Below are 15,221 nucleotides of genomic sequence, written 5' to 3'. Positions count from 1 at the left end.
GCGAGTATTGTCCGCAGCTATCGCCAAGGCGGCGCGCTCCCGGCCTCGGCCTTTGCGTGGCGCATTGCCTGCCGATGGAGTGCGTGAGATCCTGTTTGAAGAGTCACGAAGGGGGCGTTTCGACAGTGTCGCCGTCCGAGCACTCTTTCCTCTGGACGCGCGGCGCGCTTCAATTCAACCACATGCTGTCGGCACATGCCCCAACCTACTTACAGAGCGCGAAAGGCAGGTCCTGCGTTGCATTAGTCTGGGGGCAAGCAACAAGGCCGTCGCGCTTAAGCTGTCGATTAGCACCAGTACAGTGCGCACCCATGTTGAAAGCATCTTCAGAAAGCTCGGCTGCACCACCAGGGCGGCTGCGACGCTCAAGGCAGTGCAGCGAGGTCTTCTCGAGCCGATTGAGGTCCAATAAATCGCGCCGGAAATCTCGCGGTCGAGGCCGTTGGTTTGATAGGCCTAGAGCAAGTGCAGACGAGAGCCATCGTTTCGCCTCGATGCTTGGTCATCCTGGAGCTTAGTCACATCGTTGAAGGTTTTGTTCGGTGCACCATATGTATCGATGACGACGACGGTTGCTCAGCGACGGACAAGAAGCGCGACTGTGACATTCGAGCCGCTAGCGCTACCTGGCATTGATGTGGCGTGCTGATGTGAAGTCGGCACGCCGACGTTCCGCATCCAACTGCCGCAGGGCAATGCCAAGACCTATCCGGTAGCCGCTGCCGATGTTGCCATTGATGATGACAGTGGCGATCGGGGCACTATGAAAGCCAGCGTCGTGTGCTAGTTTTGCGCCAAATTCTTCGTAAACCTCGATGTATGGGGCGTCTAGCTTGTCGAGTGCTTCGGCGAAACCAGCTTCGGGGTGCGCGCGCACTTGCTCCACCAAATTGCCTGGGTCAAGCAGTACGAATTCAGTGGCGTCGGATTTGGCCGCGCAGACTTTAACAACAAGATCATGAAGATCATCGCATGCGCGCAATTCCAGCGTGCGTCCACCTGCGTCGGCTTGTTGCTGAAGCTCTCGCTGTAATTCTTGGGTGAGAGACGTGCTTGTAGTGTGTGGCCCATGAACTAACAATATGCTCACGGCATCGTGCCTGTCGTCGCTCCACGGAGCGGATGCGGCATGCTGCGCCAGGACCGTGTAAAAGTGCCATAGCGAAATCGTGCGACGGCGTAAATATTTCGCCATCCGTCGGGTGCGGCGCCAATCTTTCGGCTCTCTTTCACCTGGCGGCATCTACCTGTTCCCAGTCGCGGGCCAACCGATGTCAACCAAGTCAATGGCTGGATTGGCCGCTGCTGTGACGCCCCAGTCCTTGATAGACAAGGCGATCAAAAAGCGCTGGGTCAATGACGAATTGGCCCCACGTCGGATCGTATTCTGCGCTCGGCTTGGCCGCCAAAACCTCATCGAGAGATTTGCCCTGCTTCTTGAGCGCTGCAACATTCTTGCGCACTCCGACGAGCATGTCGCGGAAGGCGGTAAGGTGCGCGCGATCGCCAGTGGGCCCGTGCCCAGGCACGACGACGGTGCGATCTGTGCACATGCCCAGCGCTTCGTTGGCGGCGGCGATGGCGCCGTCGATGCTGCCGCCGCGCGCATTGTCAATGAAAGGATAGATCCCGTTCCAGAACGTGTCACCGTGCACGAGCACATCGGCATTCTTGAAATAAACAATGATGTCGCCATCGGTGTGCGCAGGCGCGATCGGCTTCACGAAGATGGTTTCGCCATCGATATGATAGGTGCGCTCCTTGGTGAGTATCTCGGTGGGCCTGCCTCCAGCCGCGAGAGTAAAATCGAAGAAGTCGCGCTCGTTCGGCGACGCGTAGCTATGTTTATGCCATGCCGAACGGTGGTGCCGTGAGTGAAGAGCGGTGTCAGTTCTGAAGCCTTTCAGCGAAACCTTCTTGCAACGCGGCAGCCAAGCTTCGCTGCAGTGAGCGTAGCAATGATTCTACGGTGGCGTCGATCGCGCCGGCGCGGTGGTCAGTTGGAAAGTCGCTGAAAGTCCGACCATGTTCCTCAGAGTACGCGACAAAGAACGCTCGTGGTACGTAGGCGTTAAGTGTATGAAAGGAATCCAACACCTCAACCTGCGGGCGACGACGAAGATCGTGGATATGCATTGCGCCACGCCGAAGGTCGTAACGTTTGGCCTCCTTGCCCTCATAAAACACCCGGGCGTGCTTACCCTCGACCAGGCGCACCGCCACCAAGTAAGCATCGTCGTAGGGAAAGGGATCCGTCATTCCATGACCCGCGCCACCGCTGATCTCACTGAAAATGAGGGTGGATTTGAACAGCCTACGGGTAGCAAGCGATGGAGCTGCAGGCCGACGAAGTGCGCGCAAATGGTCTTGAAAAGAGATAGTCACAGCGCCTCCCCAGAAACGCGCGATCGTGAATCAGCTTGCCAAACGGCCGACCGGCAAGCAAGGCGATGCGCTGTGAAGTCTCATCAGAATCGAACTTGACGAAACCAGCCCGCGATTGGCTTCCCCGGATATTGCTCGCGCGGCACAGATCAGCTTCGCGACCTGTACAACATTCCGATCTGTACACAGCAGCCCGGCCAAAGGCAGCCCCTTCCGTCAACAACGCCAGTCACAAGCTCAACTGATCGCCCTACGGTTGAATTGTAGGACGCGTTGAATCCGGCGTTCAATATCGCATCCGCACTTAGAAGTTTCGCTTGCTCCCTTCACGCAGGACCTGATTATCGATCTCCGCATCGAACAGCGCCAAATCTGGCGGCCAGCGAATTGCTGTACTGAGAGGTCGAACAGCTCGGTTGCACTCCTGAGCAGGTGTCCTCTCGGTTGAAATACACGATTGGTTGTTTAGACGTCCATTTAAATATCTGATGCGACTATCGATAGGTGACCAGATCTGTGGAATCGGCACCTTCGATATGCGGCCAACCGTTATAGCTGATCAGGCTCTTGCGCTGGGCTCCGATCGAGACGCGGGTGGTCGAGGTATTGACCAACGGCCAGCTCAGCGTGAACGCATCGGCGATCGGCGCGCCGACCAGCGCGTTGGTTATCACCGCGATCGGACCGCCTGAGGTAAACGCCCAGATGCTGCGCGCTTCCTGCGCAGCCAGTGCTTGAACGCCCTCCATCACGGCCGCGCGAAACACAGTCCAGCTTCGCGAATACTCCCGATCGAACCTATTACTGGTCCAGCGCGCGACAGCCTCGGAAAACATGAGCTGAAACGCGCGATGTGGGTGTTCAAGTCGTTCCAGCTCCGCCATCAGCGCGTCGTGCGAAGCTAAATCTGGGCGATAGCGCGCCAGCACTTCTTCGTGGTCGAACTCGTCCAGACCGGCGATCGTGATACGTGGCGCGGTAACACCGGCTGCCTCGACGCAAAGATCGGCCGTGTGTGCGTGCCGATGCCGTGGCCCCACCACCACGAGATCGGGCGCGCTGCCGGTCTGCTTCAGCCAACGGCCCAAACGGCGCGACTGTTCTTCGCCCAACGGCGACAGCCGATCGTAATCGGCGGTGCCGAAGCTGGCCTGGCCGTGACGGATAAGCAGCACACTCGCCATGCTCAGAGGCTCGATGCAGCGATGAGCTTGCGGCAGCGGTTGCCCATATAGGCAACGGCCTGGCCGAAGCTGGCAAACTGTGGGTTCGTGGTTTGGCCCAGTACGAAACGGCGGTAGATCTGCTGGATGATCACCATGACGCGAAATAGCCCGAATACCTCGTAATATTCGAAATTGTCAACGTTCCAGCCGGTGCGCTCGCCGTAGCACTCCACCAGTTCGCGCCGCGTCAGCATGCCAGGCGCGTTGGTGGGCTGACGCCGGAAAGACTGGAACACCGGGTCGTCGTCAGCCTGTATCCAGTAACCCAGCGAACCGCCCAGATCCATCAGTGGGTCGCCCAGCGTGCTCAGCTCCCAGTCCAGCACCCCGACGATATCCAGCGGATGTTCGGGATCGAGCACGACGTTGTCGAAACGGTAATCGTTGTGGATGACGCAAATGGCGGTTTCGCGCATGGGCTGCTTTTCGGCGAGCCAGGCTAGCACGTCTTCGCAGGGGTCGGTGTCGTCGTTCAGCGCCTTGCGCCAGCGGTCACTCCAGCCGCTGATCTGCCGCGCGATATAGCCCTCGCCCTTCCCCTGGCTGGCCAGTTCCGGTAGTGAGGCGTCGACCTGATGCAGCTCCACCAGCCGATCGATAAAGCCTTTGCACAGCTGGCGCACGCCATCGGTATCCAGCCCGAGATCGGGCGGCAGATCGCGGCGCAGGATGATGCCGCGCAGGCGTTCCATCACATAGAAATCGTAGCCCAGTGTTGCCTGATCATCACTGATCGCCAGGATCGTCGGTACTCGCGAATAATGCGGTTTAAGCGCCGCCATGACGCGTGCCTCGCGCAGCATGTCGTGCGCTGATTTTGCTTTCACGCCCGCCGGCGGGCGGCGCAACACGAGCTCACGCTCACCGTACTTGATGAGATAGGTGAGGTTGGACGCGCCACCGGGAAACTGCGAGATTGTCGGCTCGCCGCGCAGGCCGTCGACGTGCTGCTTGAGAAACGCGTCGACCTTGCCGATATCCAGCTGGTCTTCATCGCGAACGCTGCGTGCCTCATCGACCGCCGCCGTCATGCCCTGCTCCCCAATGATGAATCCGTTCTGGCAAGCGCTGCACTCTGCGCGCGCATTTCCAGCTTGGCGATCAGGCTGCGGTGCACTTCGTCGGGCCCATCGGCGAGGCGCAGGATACGCGCGCTGGCGAACAGTGCGATGATCGGGAAATCGTCCGACAGACCGGCCGCACCGTGGATCTGGATGGCGGCATCGGCGGCCTTCTGCGCCAGGTTCGGCACGATCACCTTGATTTGGGATATTTCGCTCATCGCCGCTTTGACGCCTTGCGTATCGATCAGCCACGCGGCTTTTAGCGTCAGCAGTCGCGCTTGTTCAATCGCCATGCGAAGTTCGGACACGATGTCCTTGTTGCCGCCCAGCTCGATCAACGGCTTACCAAACGCCACGCGCGCGCTGGCACGCTCGCACAACAGCGAAAGTGCACGCTCGGACGCGCCGATCGCGCGCATGCAGTGGTGGATTCGGCCCGGTCCAAGGCGACCCTGTGCGATCTCGAAACCCCGGCCGGTACCAACAATTACGTGATCGAGCGGTAGCCGTACATTCGTGAAGCTGACCTCACCGTGGCCTGACGGCTCGTCGTACGCATGGAACACCGGCAGCATGCGCTCGACCTTCACGCCAGGCGCATCGAGCGGGCATACCACCATCGTATGGCGCTGATGCGGTAGCGCATCGGGATGACTGAGGCCCATGAAAATGACCACGCGGCAGTGCGGATGACCGATACCGGTGGACCACCATTTACGTCCGTTGAGTACGATGTGGTCGCCGTCAACCGTCGCCGTCGCCTGCATATTGGTGGCATCGGACGACGCCACATCTGGCTCGGTCATGCAAAACGCGGAGCGGATTTCACCGTCCAGCAATGGCTTCAGCCAGCGCGACTTGTGCATGTCCGAGCCGTAGCGCAGCAGCACCTCCATATTGCCGGTATCCGGTGCACTGCAGTTGAAGATTTCCGGCGCGATGAACGAGTGGCCCATGATCTCGGCCAGCGGCGCGTAGTCGACGTTGCTGAGGCCCGCGCCGTACTCGGGCTCGGACAGAAACAGGTTCCACAGGCCAGCCTCTTTCGCCTTGGCCTTGAGCATCTCCATCACAGCGGGCTGATGCCACGTACGCCAGTCTCTACTGCCGGTCAGCTCAGCGGCGACGATACTTTCGGCTGGGTCGACCTCATCTCGCATGAAGCGATTGAGTGTCTCGGCCAGCGCGCGTGAACGCTCGGAATGTGCGAAATCCATCTAGCATCTCCTGCCAATGTGCGTGAGTATCGCCGAAGCGTGCTTCGGTCGGTATCCGTCAGTGACACGAATAACTTATCAGCCACGTTAATATACCGACTAGTACAACGCAGCATGCCTGGATATCTCTCGACCCCATCAAGAATCGTCCCGGTCGTGAGCAGGCATCCAAATGCAATAGCAACTCATTCCAGTGCCAGTGGGCGGCTGAAGAAGCCAGCACTGCAAGTCATATGAGGACATCTTCATGACACTACGCACACGAAAACTCGGCCAACAAGGACTCGAGGTGTCGGCTATGGGCTTGGGCTGCATGGGGATGAGCCAATCCTACGGTCCCGCTGACGAAGCCGAATCCATCGCGACACTGCATCGAGCGATCGAGCTCGGTTGCACTTTCCTCGACACCGCCGAAGTCTACGGCCCCTTCACCAACGAAGATCTGCTCGGTCGCGCCCTGGCCGGCAAGCGCGATCAGGTCATGATCGCGACGAAGTTCGGATTCAACTTCGAGGGAGGCAAGAGCCACGGCACCAACAGCCGACCTGAACACATTCGTGAGGCTATCGATGCCTCCCTCAAGCGGTTGCGTACCGACCACATTGATCTGCTTTACCAACACCGCGTCGATCGCCATGTACCCATCGAAGACGTGGCTGGCACAGTCAGTGATCTGGTAAAGCAAGGCAAGGTGAGGTTTTTTGGTCTCTCCGAGGCAAGCGTGACCAACATCCGTCGCGCTCATGCCGTTCATCCGGTCTCGGCACTCCAGAGCGAATACTCGCTGTGGGAACGCAACCTGGAACGTGACGTGATTCCCGTACTGCACGAACTCAAGATCGGACTGGTGCCCTTCTCGCCCCTCGGGCGCGGCTTCCTTACAGGCGAGGTCAAGCGTGCAGAGGAATACCCGGAGGATGATTTCCGACGCAACGATCCGCGCTATCAGGGCGCAAATTACGATGCCAATGTGAAAGCCGCACAGGCGGTACGTGACATAGCACTGGGACTCCACGCCACACCCGGACAGATAGCGCTTGCGTGGTTACTCCACAAAGGCGATCACGTGGTGCCGATCCCCGGTACCAAGCGCCGGAAATATCTGGAAGAGAACGTGGCCGCCGCCGCCATAACTCTCGATGACGCAAAGATGAAGGCGCTCGACGACGCCTTGGCACCCGAAAAAATTTCTGGCCCGCGCTACAACGAAAAGATGATGGGGTTGATCGATCGTTGACGTACCAAATTTGCTGTCGTGGATGAATCGAGGCATACCACTGCCAACTTCAAGGCAGCGCTGACACGATTAAGCGGCATATGACTATCGCCGGTCGTTCGCGCTATTCCGCACAGATTTCTCGACAAAATTCCAGGAATGCTTCGACTGCCGCTGGGGCCAAGCGGCGCGATGGTCGAACGATATAAAGCGGAAACGTCTCTCCCGGCCAATCGGGGAACAATTCGACGAGTGCGCCGCTGGAGATCAAATGTTCGATACCCAGGTATAGCAGCTGCGCTATGCCAGCTCCGGCCACACACGCTTGCACCATCGTGTCGACATCCGTGAGCGTCAGGTGACCTTTTGTTTCGACGGGGAGCACCTCACGGCCCCGTTGAAACTCCCAGTGGAATGGCTTGCCATGTCGAGGATCGATGTACTGAATGCAATCGTGCTCCAGGAGTTTGGTGGGTGTTTTGGGTTGTCCATGCCGGGCGATGTAGGCGGGCGACGCAACCGTCAGGACTCGCGTTTCGAGCAACAGCCGCGACGACATCGTAGAAGGCGGTTGCGGCCCGAAGCGCACCGCAACGTCAATGCCTTCGGAGATCAGATCGCCGACATCCGGGTGCTGAAAAATCGTCAGTTCGAGTCCTGGGTAGCGCTCTCGCAAAAGAGGCAGCTTCGGCGCGAGTACATGGCGCGCAAAGATGGGATTGAGACTTACCCGTAGCGCACCTCGCACTGTCGCGGCGGCCCCAGAAGCAAAATTGGCGGCTTCCTCGATGCCTTCAAGATGCGGTGCAGCGCGCTCGTACAGGCGAAGCCCCTCATCCGTAAGGTGCAGCCTGCGCGTTGTGCGATTCAACAGGCGTACGCCCAGTCGCTCTTCGAGCCTCGCAACCGACCGGCTAACCCCGGACGCCGATAGCCCAAGAATCTCGCCAGCACGACTAAAGCTGCCAGCCTCTACGACCGCAGCCAAAACGCTCATCCCGGAAAGCAACCGCCCATCGAAGCTCATGGCGCCTCCATTTGTGATTTTAAGCAAAAATAATTTGAGTGACTCTATCTTTATCAAAGATGAGCCACATCCTATCTTTGCGCCCAACGGTACGCCAGGGGGAGGACTGACAAGGACTCCAGGCCGTTACCGCTACGGCGCATTGATTGATTCACTCATCGACAAAGGGGAGACCTTCCTATGTCTGGTCCAGCACGCACTACCCTTTTCAAAGGCGGCACCATCCTGACGATGGATGCCAAGGTTTCCAACCTGGCAATCGGCGACGTCCTGGTCCATGGAGACCGCATCGCAGCCATTGGCCCTGACATTCGAGCCGACGATGCGGAGATCATTGAAGCGTCGGGCAGTATTGTCCTTCCGGGCCTGATCGATGCGCATCATCATGCATGGCTCGGCGTGATGCGTCGGCTCATGCCCGACGTTGATGATCTCTTCGCTTACATCGACGTCGTTGCCGAGAAGCTGGGCGCGCACTACCGCCCGCTGGACATGTATCTGAGCACGAAGCTGACGGCCACCGCGTCCCTCGACGCAGGCATCACCACCATCATCGACGCCTGCCACAGTTCGCGCACCCCCGAGCACACTGACGCGGCCCTGGATGCGCTTGAGAACGCGGGCATCCGAGCGTTGCATATGGTGGGCGCCGCCATGGACAAGCAGGCCTCGACGGCGCACTTGCCGCACGATCTCGAACGTCTCGCACTGAATTGGAACTATGGTGATGGTCTCGTCCGGGTTGGCTTGTTCGGGCAATTCAATCTCGACTGGTGGAAGGTCGCGCGCGAACTCGACATGCGCATTCTGAGCGAGTTCATCGGTGACCTTGCCAAGCTTTCACCGGAGTTCGCACGACCTGGCGTGCTTGGTCCGCACAACATCTTCAACCATTGCACGCGCGTACCGGAAGAGACATGGAAGCTGTTCGCAGAAGCGGGCGTCAACATCACCGTCAATCCACGTTCGGATGCGCTGTTTGGCTTCGATGACGAGACATTCGCTTATCAGAAGGCCATCGACTACGGCCTGAGGCCTGCGCTTGGCATTGATCTGGACACTGCCTTCGGCAGCGATCTGTTCGGCGAAATGCACGCTCTTTTCGGACAGCAGCGCTCGGCCATGCGTTATCGACGCTTCCGCGAGGAGGCCAACGTGCCGGCTCCGATCTCGGTGAATGCGGTGCTGGAAGCGGCAACGGTCAATGGCGCACGGGCCGCGGGTCTTGAAGGCTCGATCGGCACGCTGACACCCGGCAAACAGGCCGACATCATCATGATTCGAACGGACGGTGCTGCGGTATTCCCGGCCACGAACGCGATCGGCACCGTCGTACAAGCCGTCGAGCGCTCGGACGTCGACACCGTGATGGTCGCAGGCAAGATCCGTAAGCGTGCAGGCAAGTTGGTGGGCGTCGATCTGGCGCAACTGTCGGCTGATGTCGTTGCTTCCCGGAACTATTTGCTCAAAGCGAGTGGGTATCGCCCCGAGCTCTTGCGTACGTCCGCCTTGAACAGTGAAGTTCCGGCCTGATTCGAAGGCGTCGCCCAAGGAAACTGGCGACGCCTCGATCTTCATCAACCGAGATCGTGGAGGCTGTTATGTCAGCGCCCGCTTTAACTGATATGAGCCGGCCTCAGGGAGCGCCGACTCATCTGTCTCGCCCCGCACCCGGCATCATTGCTGCATTGTTCTGTGGCTATCTATCTGTCGGTCTACCGTTGCCGGTCATGCCGCTTTTCATTCACGAGAAGCTCGACTTCAGTAATTTCATCGTCGGGCTCGTCATCGGCATCCAGTTCCTCGCTGCCGTACTGACGCGGGGTTATGCCGGTCGACTGACCGATCACTACGGCGGCAAGCGATCCGCTCTCCAGGGCGCGGTAGTGTGCGCACTCGGCGGGCTTCTTTATCTCATTGCAGCGATGCGGGGTCTGTCGCCGGCGACCAGTCTTGCCGTGGTCATCGTTGGACGTCTGGTCGCTGGGTTCGGCGAGAGTCAGTTCGTCACCGGATGCGTCTCCTGGTCGATCGCATCGGTGGGTCCCCAGCGCGCCGGGATGTCCATGTCCTGGACCGGCATCGCGATGTTTGCGGCGCTCGCTATCGGTGCACCGATCGGCATGGCGCTGTATCAAAACTATGGGCTTCAAACTGCGATGATTGCATGTATCGTCGCGCCGCTCACCGCTGCAGTGATTGCGTTTCGCGAGCGATCCTATTCAAGCTCGGCTGGCCAGCGCCTGCCGTTCTATCGGGTTGTCGGCCAGATCTGGCGAGAAGGGTTGGGCCTCATGCTCCAGGGCGTTGGCTTGTCGGGTCTCACCGCCTTCGCATCCCTTTATTTCGCGGCGCGAACCTGGAGCAATGCTGGTTGGGTCATGACGGCTTTCGGCATCGGCTTCATTTTCGTGCGCCTCGTACTCGGGCACTTGCCGGACAAAATGAGCGGCTATCGTGTCGCGTTCTGGTCGTTGGTCGTCGAGATGATCGGTCAGACCATGCTGTGGATTGCTCCTTATGAAGTCGTCGCCCTCGCCGGAGCGCTAGTCACTGGCCTCGGCTGCGCCCTCGTATTTCCGGCGCTTGGCGTGGAAACGCTCAAGCGAGTGCTGCCGGCCAATCGTGGCAGCGCCATGGGCGCTTTCGTCGCCTTTCTCGACATCGCTTATGGGATATCCGGTCCTACGGCGGGCATCGTCGCCGGACATTTCGGTTATGCCGCCGTCTATCTCTTCGGTGCGGCCTGCGCGCTGACTGGCGCGGGGCTCGTGCTCACCGCTCGCACGCCGCAACGTTGAAACATTAATGCCGGGCCAGCAAGCCACCGCTAGCTGGTGTCGGTCCCAGGAGAAACAAACATGTCGCGCATCTTTATTTCAGGTTCGTCAACCGGCCTTGGCTTGATGACGGCCGAACTGCTTTCAGGCGAAGGCCACAAGGTCGTCATCCACGCGCGCAATGCCAATCGCGCCGAGGATGCTGCATGTTCCCTGCCTGAGGCAGAGGCCATCGTCATCGGTGACCTTGAAACCATGGCAGGCGCGACGGACGTTGCAACGCAAGTCAACGCACTCGGGCGCTTCGATGCGGTCATCCACAACGCGGCCGTGGGGTACCGTGAGGGATACTGCATGACCTCCGATGGCTTGCCGCATGTCTTCGCGGTCAACACCTTATCAGCCTACCTACTCACTGCATTGATTGAGCGTCCGAAACGCCTCGTCTATCTCGGCTCTGGCATGCATCATCATGTCGATGCTCAGCTGGACGACATCCTCTGGAGGCAGCGTCGCTGGAATGGCTCTTCCGCCTATGCCGAAAGCAAGCTCCACGATGTGATGCTTGCCTTCGCTGTCGCACGGCGCTGGACGCATGTTCTTTCGAATGCCTTAGAGCCAGGCTGGGTGCCGACCCAGATGGGCGGACCTGGTGCGCCTGACGACATCGACGAAGCGCACCGCACCCAGGCTTGGCTAGCAGCAAACGACAATCCTGAGGCGCGAGTCACAGGGAAATACTTCTATCACCTCAAGCGGATGAAGCCGAACCCACAGGCCCATGACACGGTGTTGCAAAATCGCCTTCTGGCCATTTGCGCTGAAATTTCAGGCGTAACGCTGCCAACTTGAACTCTGACGATGTCATTCTTGAAATAATGGAGTCTGACGCTTTTCAGAAGCCCGCTGCCCACTTCGCCTCGTCACCGAACAAGGGTATTGAGACGATCTGCTGCGAGGGCTGGCATGTTGCGGGCTTTTCTCCAATCCGACCAGCCCCCCGCACGGAAAGCCCGCAACCTTGCACTTTTTTCAAATCACCCTTTTTACCGACTCACTTTTTCGCGTCGACCAACCAAATACCTCACAGCCTATCAATATGAACAATTGATATTGCAGCGGCGCCGGCAGCGGTCCGACTTTGCCTAATGCCTGATCCGAAGGTCTCCGCTGCGGGCAAGGTGTAACGTACGCCACACCCATGAATGTCCAGAGAAGAACGACATGAATCGCCTCTCGTACGTATTGATCCGACGCTTCCCTGCCGCAAAGCTCACGACCTGCATGGCTGTGCTTGGTGCAGTCACCGGTGGAGGCTTTCCCTTGCATGCACTCGCACAGGACGACACCTCACGCTTTCATCACGCACCCTTGTCCGTCGACGACGTTCACAACCCTTTCGCCACTCAGGCAAACGCGGTCAATGCAGGCAGGGCGCTTTATGCCACGCATTGCGCGGCGTGCCACGGCGCATCCGCACAGGGTACTGGCAATGTGCCGGCCCTGACGGGCGCCAAGGTCAAGCACGCCTCCCCTGGTGCCCTCTTCTGGTTTATCAGCAAGGGCGACATCAACGACGGCATGCCCGCCTGGAACACCCTGCCCGAGCAACAACGCTGGAATCTGGTGAGCTTCGTACAATCGCTAGGTGCCGCGTCCAGCACCCCAGCTGCTCCAGCGGCAACCGCGTCCATGACACCCGGGAATTGGCCGAAGCCCAAGGCACCGTTCACCGATTTCCGCTACGAATCGCCCGGCACCAGCCGCAAAATCGTTGTGGCCGATCTACCCGCGCCTTACGCCACGGCGTCCGCCGGCAATGCTCCGCAACTCGTGGCGCGTCCCCCCGATGCATGGCCCAAGGCACCGCCCGGCTTCAAGGTGGAACTGTTTGCCAACGGTCTAGAGAACCCGCGATTGCTGCGTACCGCACCCAATGGCGATGTCTTCGTGGCGGAAACGCGTGCAGGACGCATCACCATGTTCCGTGGCATGACAGCCGATGGCCGTCCCAAGGAAACCCACGTCTTCGCCAGCGGCCTCAACAAGCCGTTCGGCATCGCTTTCTATCCAGCAGGGCCGTACCCGCAGTGGATCTATATCGGCAATACCGACCAGGTTGTGCGCATTCCCTACAAGAATGGCGATCTGCAGGCGGAAGCGAAACCAGAGCACGTCGCCGACCTGCCACATAGCAACGATGGACACTCCACGCGCGACGTAAGCTTCTCTCCCGATGGCAAGCGCATGTACGTGTCGGTGGGCTCCGCTTCCAACGTCGACGATCCCGATACGACACCGGGAGAGAAAAATCGTGCCGATATTCTGGTGTTTCGCCCGGATGGCTCCGACATGCAGGTGTACGCCTATGGGATACGCAACGCTGTTGGCTTAGCCATCGATCCGAAAACCGGCGAGCTCTGGTGCTCGGTGAACGAGCGCGACGGACTCGGCGACAACCTCGTGCCCGACTACATCACGCATGTGCAAGAAGGCGGCTTCTATGGCTGGCCCTGGTGGTACATGGGCGCTCACCAGGATCCACGCCACGCCGACAAGCATCCGGAATTGGCGAGCAAGGCGATCGTGCCCGACGTGCTGCTTAATCCCCACAATGCGTCGCTGCAGCTCATGTTCTATACGGGCGAGCAATTCCCAGCGGAATATCACGGCGACATCTTCGCGTCAGAGCACGGCTCATGGAACCGTTCAGCGCGCGTAGGCTACGAAGTGATACGCGTCCCACGTCACGACAGCAACCGCGCTACCGGCGAGTATCAGGACTTCCTCACCGGTTTCGTGCTGCCCAGCGGTCAGGTGTGGGGGCGCCCCGTCGGTATCACCGCGGCCAGCGATGGTTCGCTGCTCGTGAGTGACGACGGCTCAAACAGCATCTGGCGCGTGAGCTACCAGAAACCGTGAGCACGGGCGGATGTAGCCATCCATGCACGGTGATGGGTGTGGCACGTGGATGGTGCAAGCGACATCAAGTGGCTTAGTGATTGAGCGGGAACGAGGCCGGAACGGAGCAAGTAAAGTCTCGTCAACCACCCGTCCCCTTTTACTCAATCCCGCGGTCTTGCCGCTATGCTGCGCGGAACTGGCCGCTGCTCTATCGGGACTTTCGCAGGATCTGATATGACCTCCGTTCGTTTGACCGACCTCGCCCACGGTGGAGGTTGTGGCTGCAAGCTCGCGCCCTCCGTGCTGCAGCAATTGCTCGCCAACAAGCCGGCAGCGATGCCATTCGCGCAGCTATTGGTTGGTACAGAGTCCAGCGACGATGCGGCCGTGTGGCAGGTGGATGAGCGCACCTGCCTGATCGCTACGACTGACTTCTTCATGCCGGTGGTCGACGATCCTTATGATTTCGGCTGCATTGCCGCGGCCAATGCGCTGTCAGACGTGTACGCCATGGGCGGCAAGCCGATCATGGCCCTGGCGATCCTGGGGATGCCGCTGGACAAACTGGACGTGGAGACGGTGCGCGCGATCCTTGCCGGGGGCGAAGCGGTCTGTGCGCAGGCGGGGATTCCCGTTGCCGGCGGCCATTCGATTGATTCGGCCGAGCCGATCTATGGTCTCGCAGTGATCGGGCTTTGCGCGCCCGCCGATGTACGCCGCAACTCCACGGCGCAAGCAGGTGACGCGCTGATCCTGACCAAGGGCATCGGTGTAGGCATCTATTCGGCGGCATTCAAGAAGCAGGCCCTACCGGCGAATGCGTATGCGGAGATGCTGGCCTCGACAACGCAGCTCAACCGCATCGGCCACGAGCTGGCCAAGGATGAGGACGTGCATGCGATTACGGATGTCACCGGTTTTGGCCTGTTGGGGCACGGCCTGGAGTTGGCTCGCGGCAGTGGTCTGCGACTCAGGATTGAACAGGTACGCGTTCCCTTTTTTTCCCAGGCTGAGGCTTTGGCCCAAGCTGGTTACGTCACGGGCGCGTCCAAGCGAAACTGGAACAGCTACAGCGATGGCATTGCCCTGCCCGCTGACCTCCCTCCATGGCGCCGCGACTTGTTGACCGATCCACAGACGTCTGGCGGCTTGCTGGTCGCATGCAAAGCGGAACGGGCCGAGGCGATTCGGGCGATGATCGAAGCCGCAGGCTATCCCCGCGCGAGCGTCATCGGCGCGGTAACGGCGGGCGCTCCAGGCATCGAGGTCATCTGACAAAGCCGCCAGTGACGTGGCGGAAGAGAATGGGAGTCGAACCCACCCGAGACAGTCTTATCTGCCTCACCCGGATTTGAAGTCCGGACGCCCCACCGGAGACGATTCTCTTCCAAAACGATTCTCT

13 protein-coding genes and 1 tRNA gene are annotated in these 15,221 nt (G+C 59.6%); 6 read left to right on the top strand and 8 right to left on the bottom strand.

Going from position 1 to position 15,221, the window contains the following annotated elements; genetic code table 11:
* Positions 1-622 precede the first annotated feature (622 nt).
* The 6 genes from HDE77_RS11080 to HDE77_RS11055 form a co-directional block, all read right to left on the bottom strand.
* Positions 623-1,243, bottom strand: coding sequence for a hypothetical protein (locus tag HDE77_RS11080; RefSeq protein WP_184417382.1), 621 nt, complete (start codon positions 1,241-1,243; stop codon positions 623-625).
* A 40-nt stretch (positions 1,244-1,283) separates the two neighbouring features.
* Entirely contained in the window at positions 1,284-1,907 is a 624-nt protein-coding gene (locus HDE77_RS11075; protein WP_343206098.1) for an MBL fold metallo-hydrolase, read from the bottom strand.
* Positions 1,888-2,385 carry a hypothetical protein gene (locus tag HDE77_RS11070; RefSeq protein WP_184417380.1) on the bottom strand — a complete coding sequence of 166 codons (498 nt, stop codon included), beginning with the start codon at positions 2,383-2,385 and terminating at the stop codon, positions 1,888-1,890. The genes HDE77_RS11075 and HDE77_RS11070 overlap by 20 nt, the downstream gene beginning before the upstream one ends.
* Positions 2,386-2,879: 494 nt before the next feature.
* Complete coding sequence (locus HDE77_RS11065) at positions 2,880-3,569, bottom strand: histidine phosphatase family protein (RefSeq protein ID WP_184417379.1); 690 nt, start codon at positions 3,567-3,569, stop codon at positions 2,880-2,882.
* A 2-nt stretch (positions 3,570-3,571) separates the two neighbouring features.
* Entirely contained in the window at positions 3,572-4,642 is a 1,071-nt protein-coding gene (locus tag HDE77_RS11060) for a phosphotransferase family protein (RefSeq protein WP_184417378.1), read from the bottom strand.
* The gene (locus HDE77_RS11055) at positions 4,639-5,892 is read right to left on the bottom strand and encodes an acyl-CoA dehydrogenase family protein (protein WP_184417377.1); all 1,254 of its coding nucleotides are present in this window, start codon (positions 5,890-5,892) and stop codon (positions 4,639-4,641) included. The genes HDE77_RS11060 and HDE77_RS11055 overlap by 4 nt, the downstream gene beginning before the upstream one ends.
* A gap of 247 nt (positions 5,893-6,139) precedes the next feature.
* On the opposite strand from HDE77_RS11055, the gene HDE77_RS11050 reads away from it, so the two are divergent.
* Entirely contained in the window at positions 6,140-7,129 is a 990-nt protein-coding gene (locus tag HDE77_RS11050; RefSeq protein ID WP_184417376.1) for an aldo/keto reductase, read from the top strand.
* Between the two features lie 103 nt (positions 7,130-7,232).
* Here HDE77_RS11050 and HDE77_RS11045 read toward each other — a convergent pair whose 3' ends face one another.
* The gene (locus tag HDE77_RS11045; protein WP_184417375.1) at positions 7,233-8,135 is read right to left on the bottom strand and encodes a LysR family transcriptional regulator; all 903 of its coding nucleotides are present in this window, start codon (positions 8,133-8,135) and stop codon (positions 7,233-7,235) included.
* 180 nt (positions 8,136-8,315) lie between these two features.
* Here HDE77_RS11045 and HDE77_RS11040 point away from each other — a divergent pair, with 180 nt between their 5' ends.
* The 5 genes from HDE77_RS11040 to selD all read left to right on the top strand — a co-directional run bounded on the left by HDE77_RS11040 (position 8,316) and on the right by selD (position 15,094).
* Positions 8,316-9,668, top strand: coding sequence for an amidohydrolase family protein (locus HDE77_RS11040; protein WP_184417374.1), 1,353 nt, complete (start codon positions 8,316-8,318; stop codon positions 9,666-9,668).
* A gap of 68 nt (positions 9,669-9,736) precedes the next feature.
* Positions 9,737-10,936, top strand: coding sequence for an arabinose transporter (locus HDE77_RS11035; protein ID WP_343206096.1), 1,200 nt, complete (start codon positions 9,737-9,739; stop codon positions 10,934-10,936).
* Positions 10,937-10,996: 60 nt separating this feature from the next.
* Entirely contained in the window at positions 10,997-11,767 is a 771-nt protein-coding gene (locus HDE77_RS11030) for an SDR family NAD(P)-dependent oxidoreductase (RefSeq protein ID WP_184417372.1), read from the top strand.
* Positions 11,768-12,139: 372 nt separating this feature from the next.
* Positions 12,140-13,837 (top strand): PQQ-dependent sugar dehydrogenase, encoded by a 1,698-nt coding sequence (locus tag HDE77_RS11025; protein WP_221444233.1) that lies wholly within the window; start codon positions 12,140-12,142, stop codon positions 13,835-13,837.
* Positions 13,838-14,053: 216 nt separating this feature from the next.
* Positions 14,054-15,094: a selenide, water dikinase SelD gene (selD, locus tag HDE77_RS11020; RefSeq protein WP_184417371.1), complete on the top strand. Its 1,041-nt coding sequence runs from the start codon at positions 14,054-14,056 to the stop codon at positions 15,092-15,094.
* Positions 15,095-15,111: 17 nt separating this feature from the next.
* Here selD and HDE77_RS11015 read toward each other — a convergent pair.
* Positions 15,112-15,208, bottom strand: a tRNA-Sec gene (locus HDE77_RS11015).
* Between the last annotated feature and the right edge of the window lie 13 nt (positions 15,209-15,221).

It is taken from the genome of Rhodanobacter sp. MP7CTX1, from assembly GCF_014205795.1.
In the GTDB taxonomy this organism is placed as follows: Bacteria; Pseudomonadota; Gammaproteobacteria; order Xanthomonadales; family Rhodanobacteraceae; genus Rhodanobacter.
Note: the sequence above shows the minus strand (reverse complement) of the source record. Positions and strands in the feature narration are given on the sequence as shown.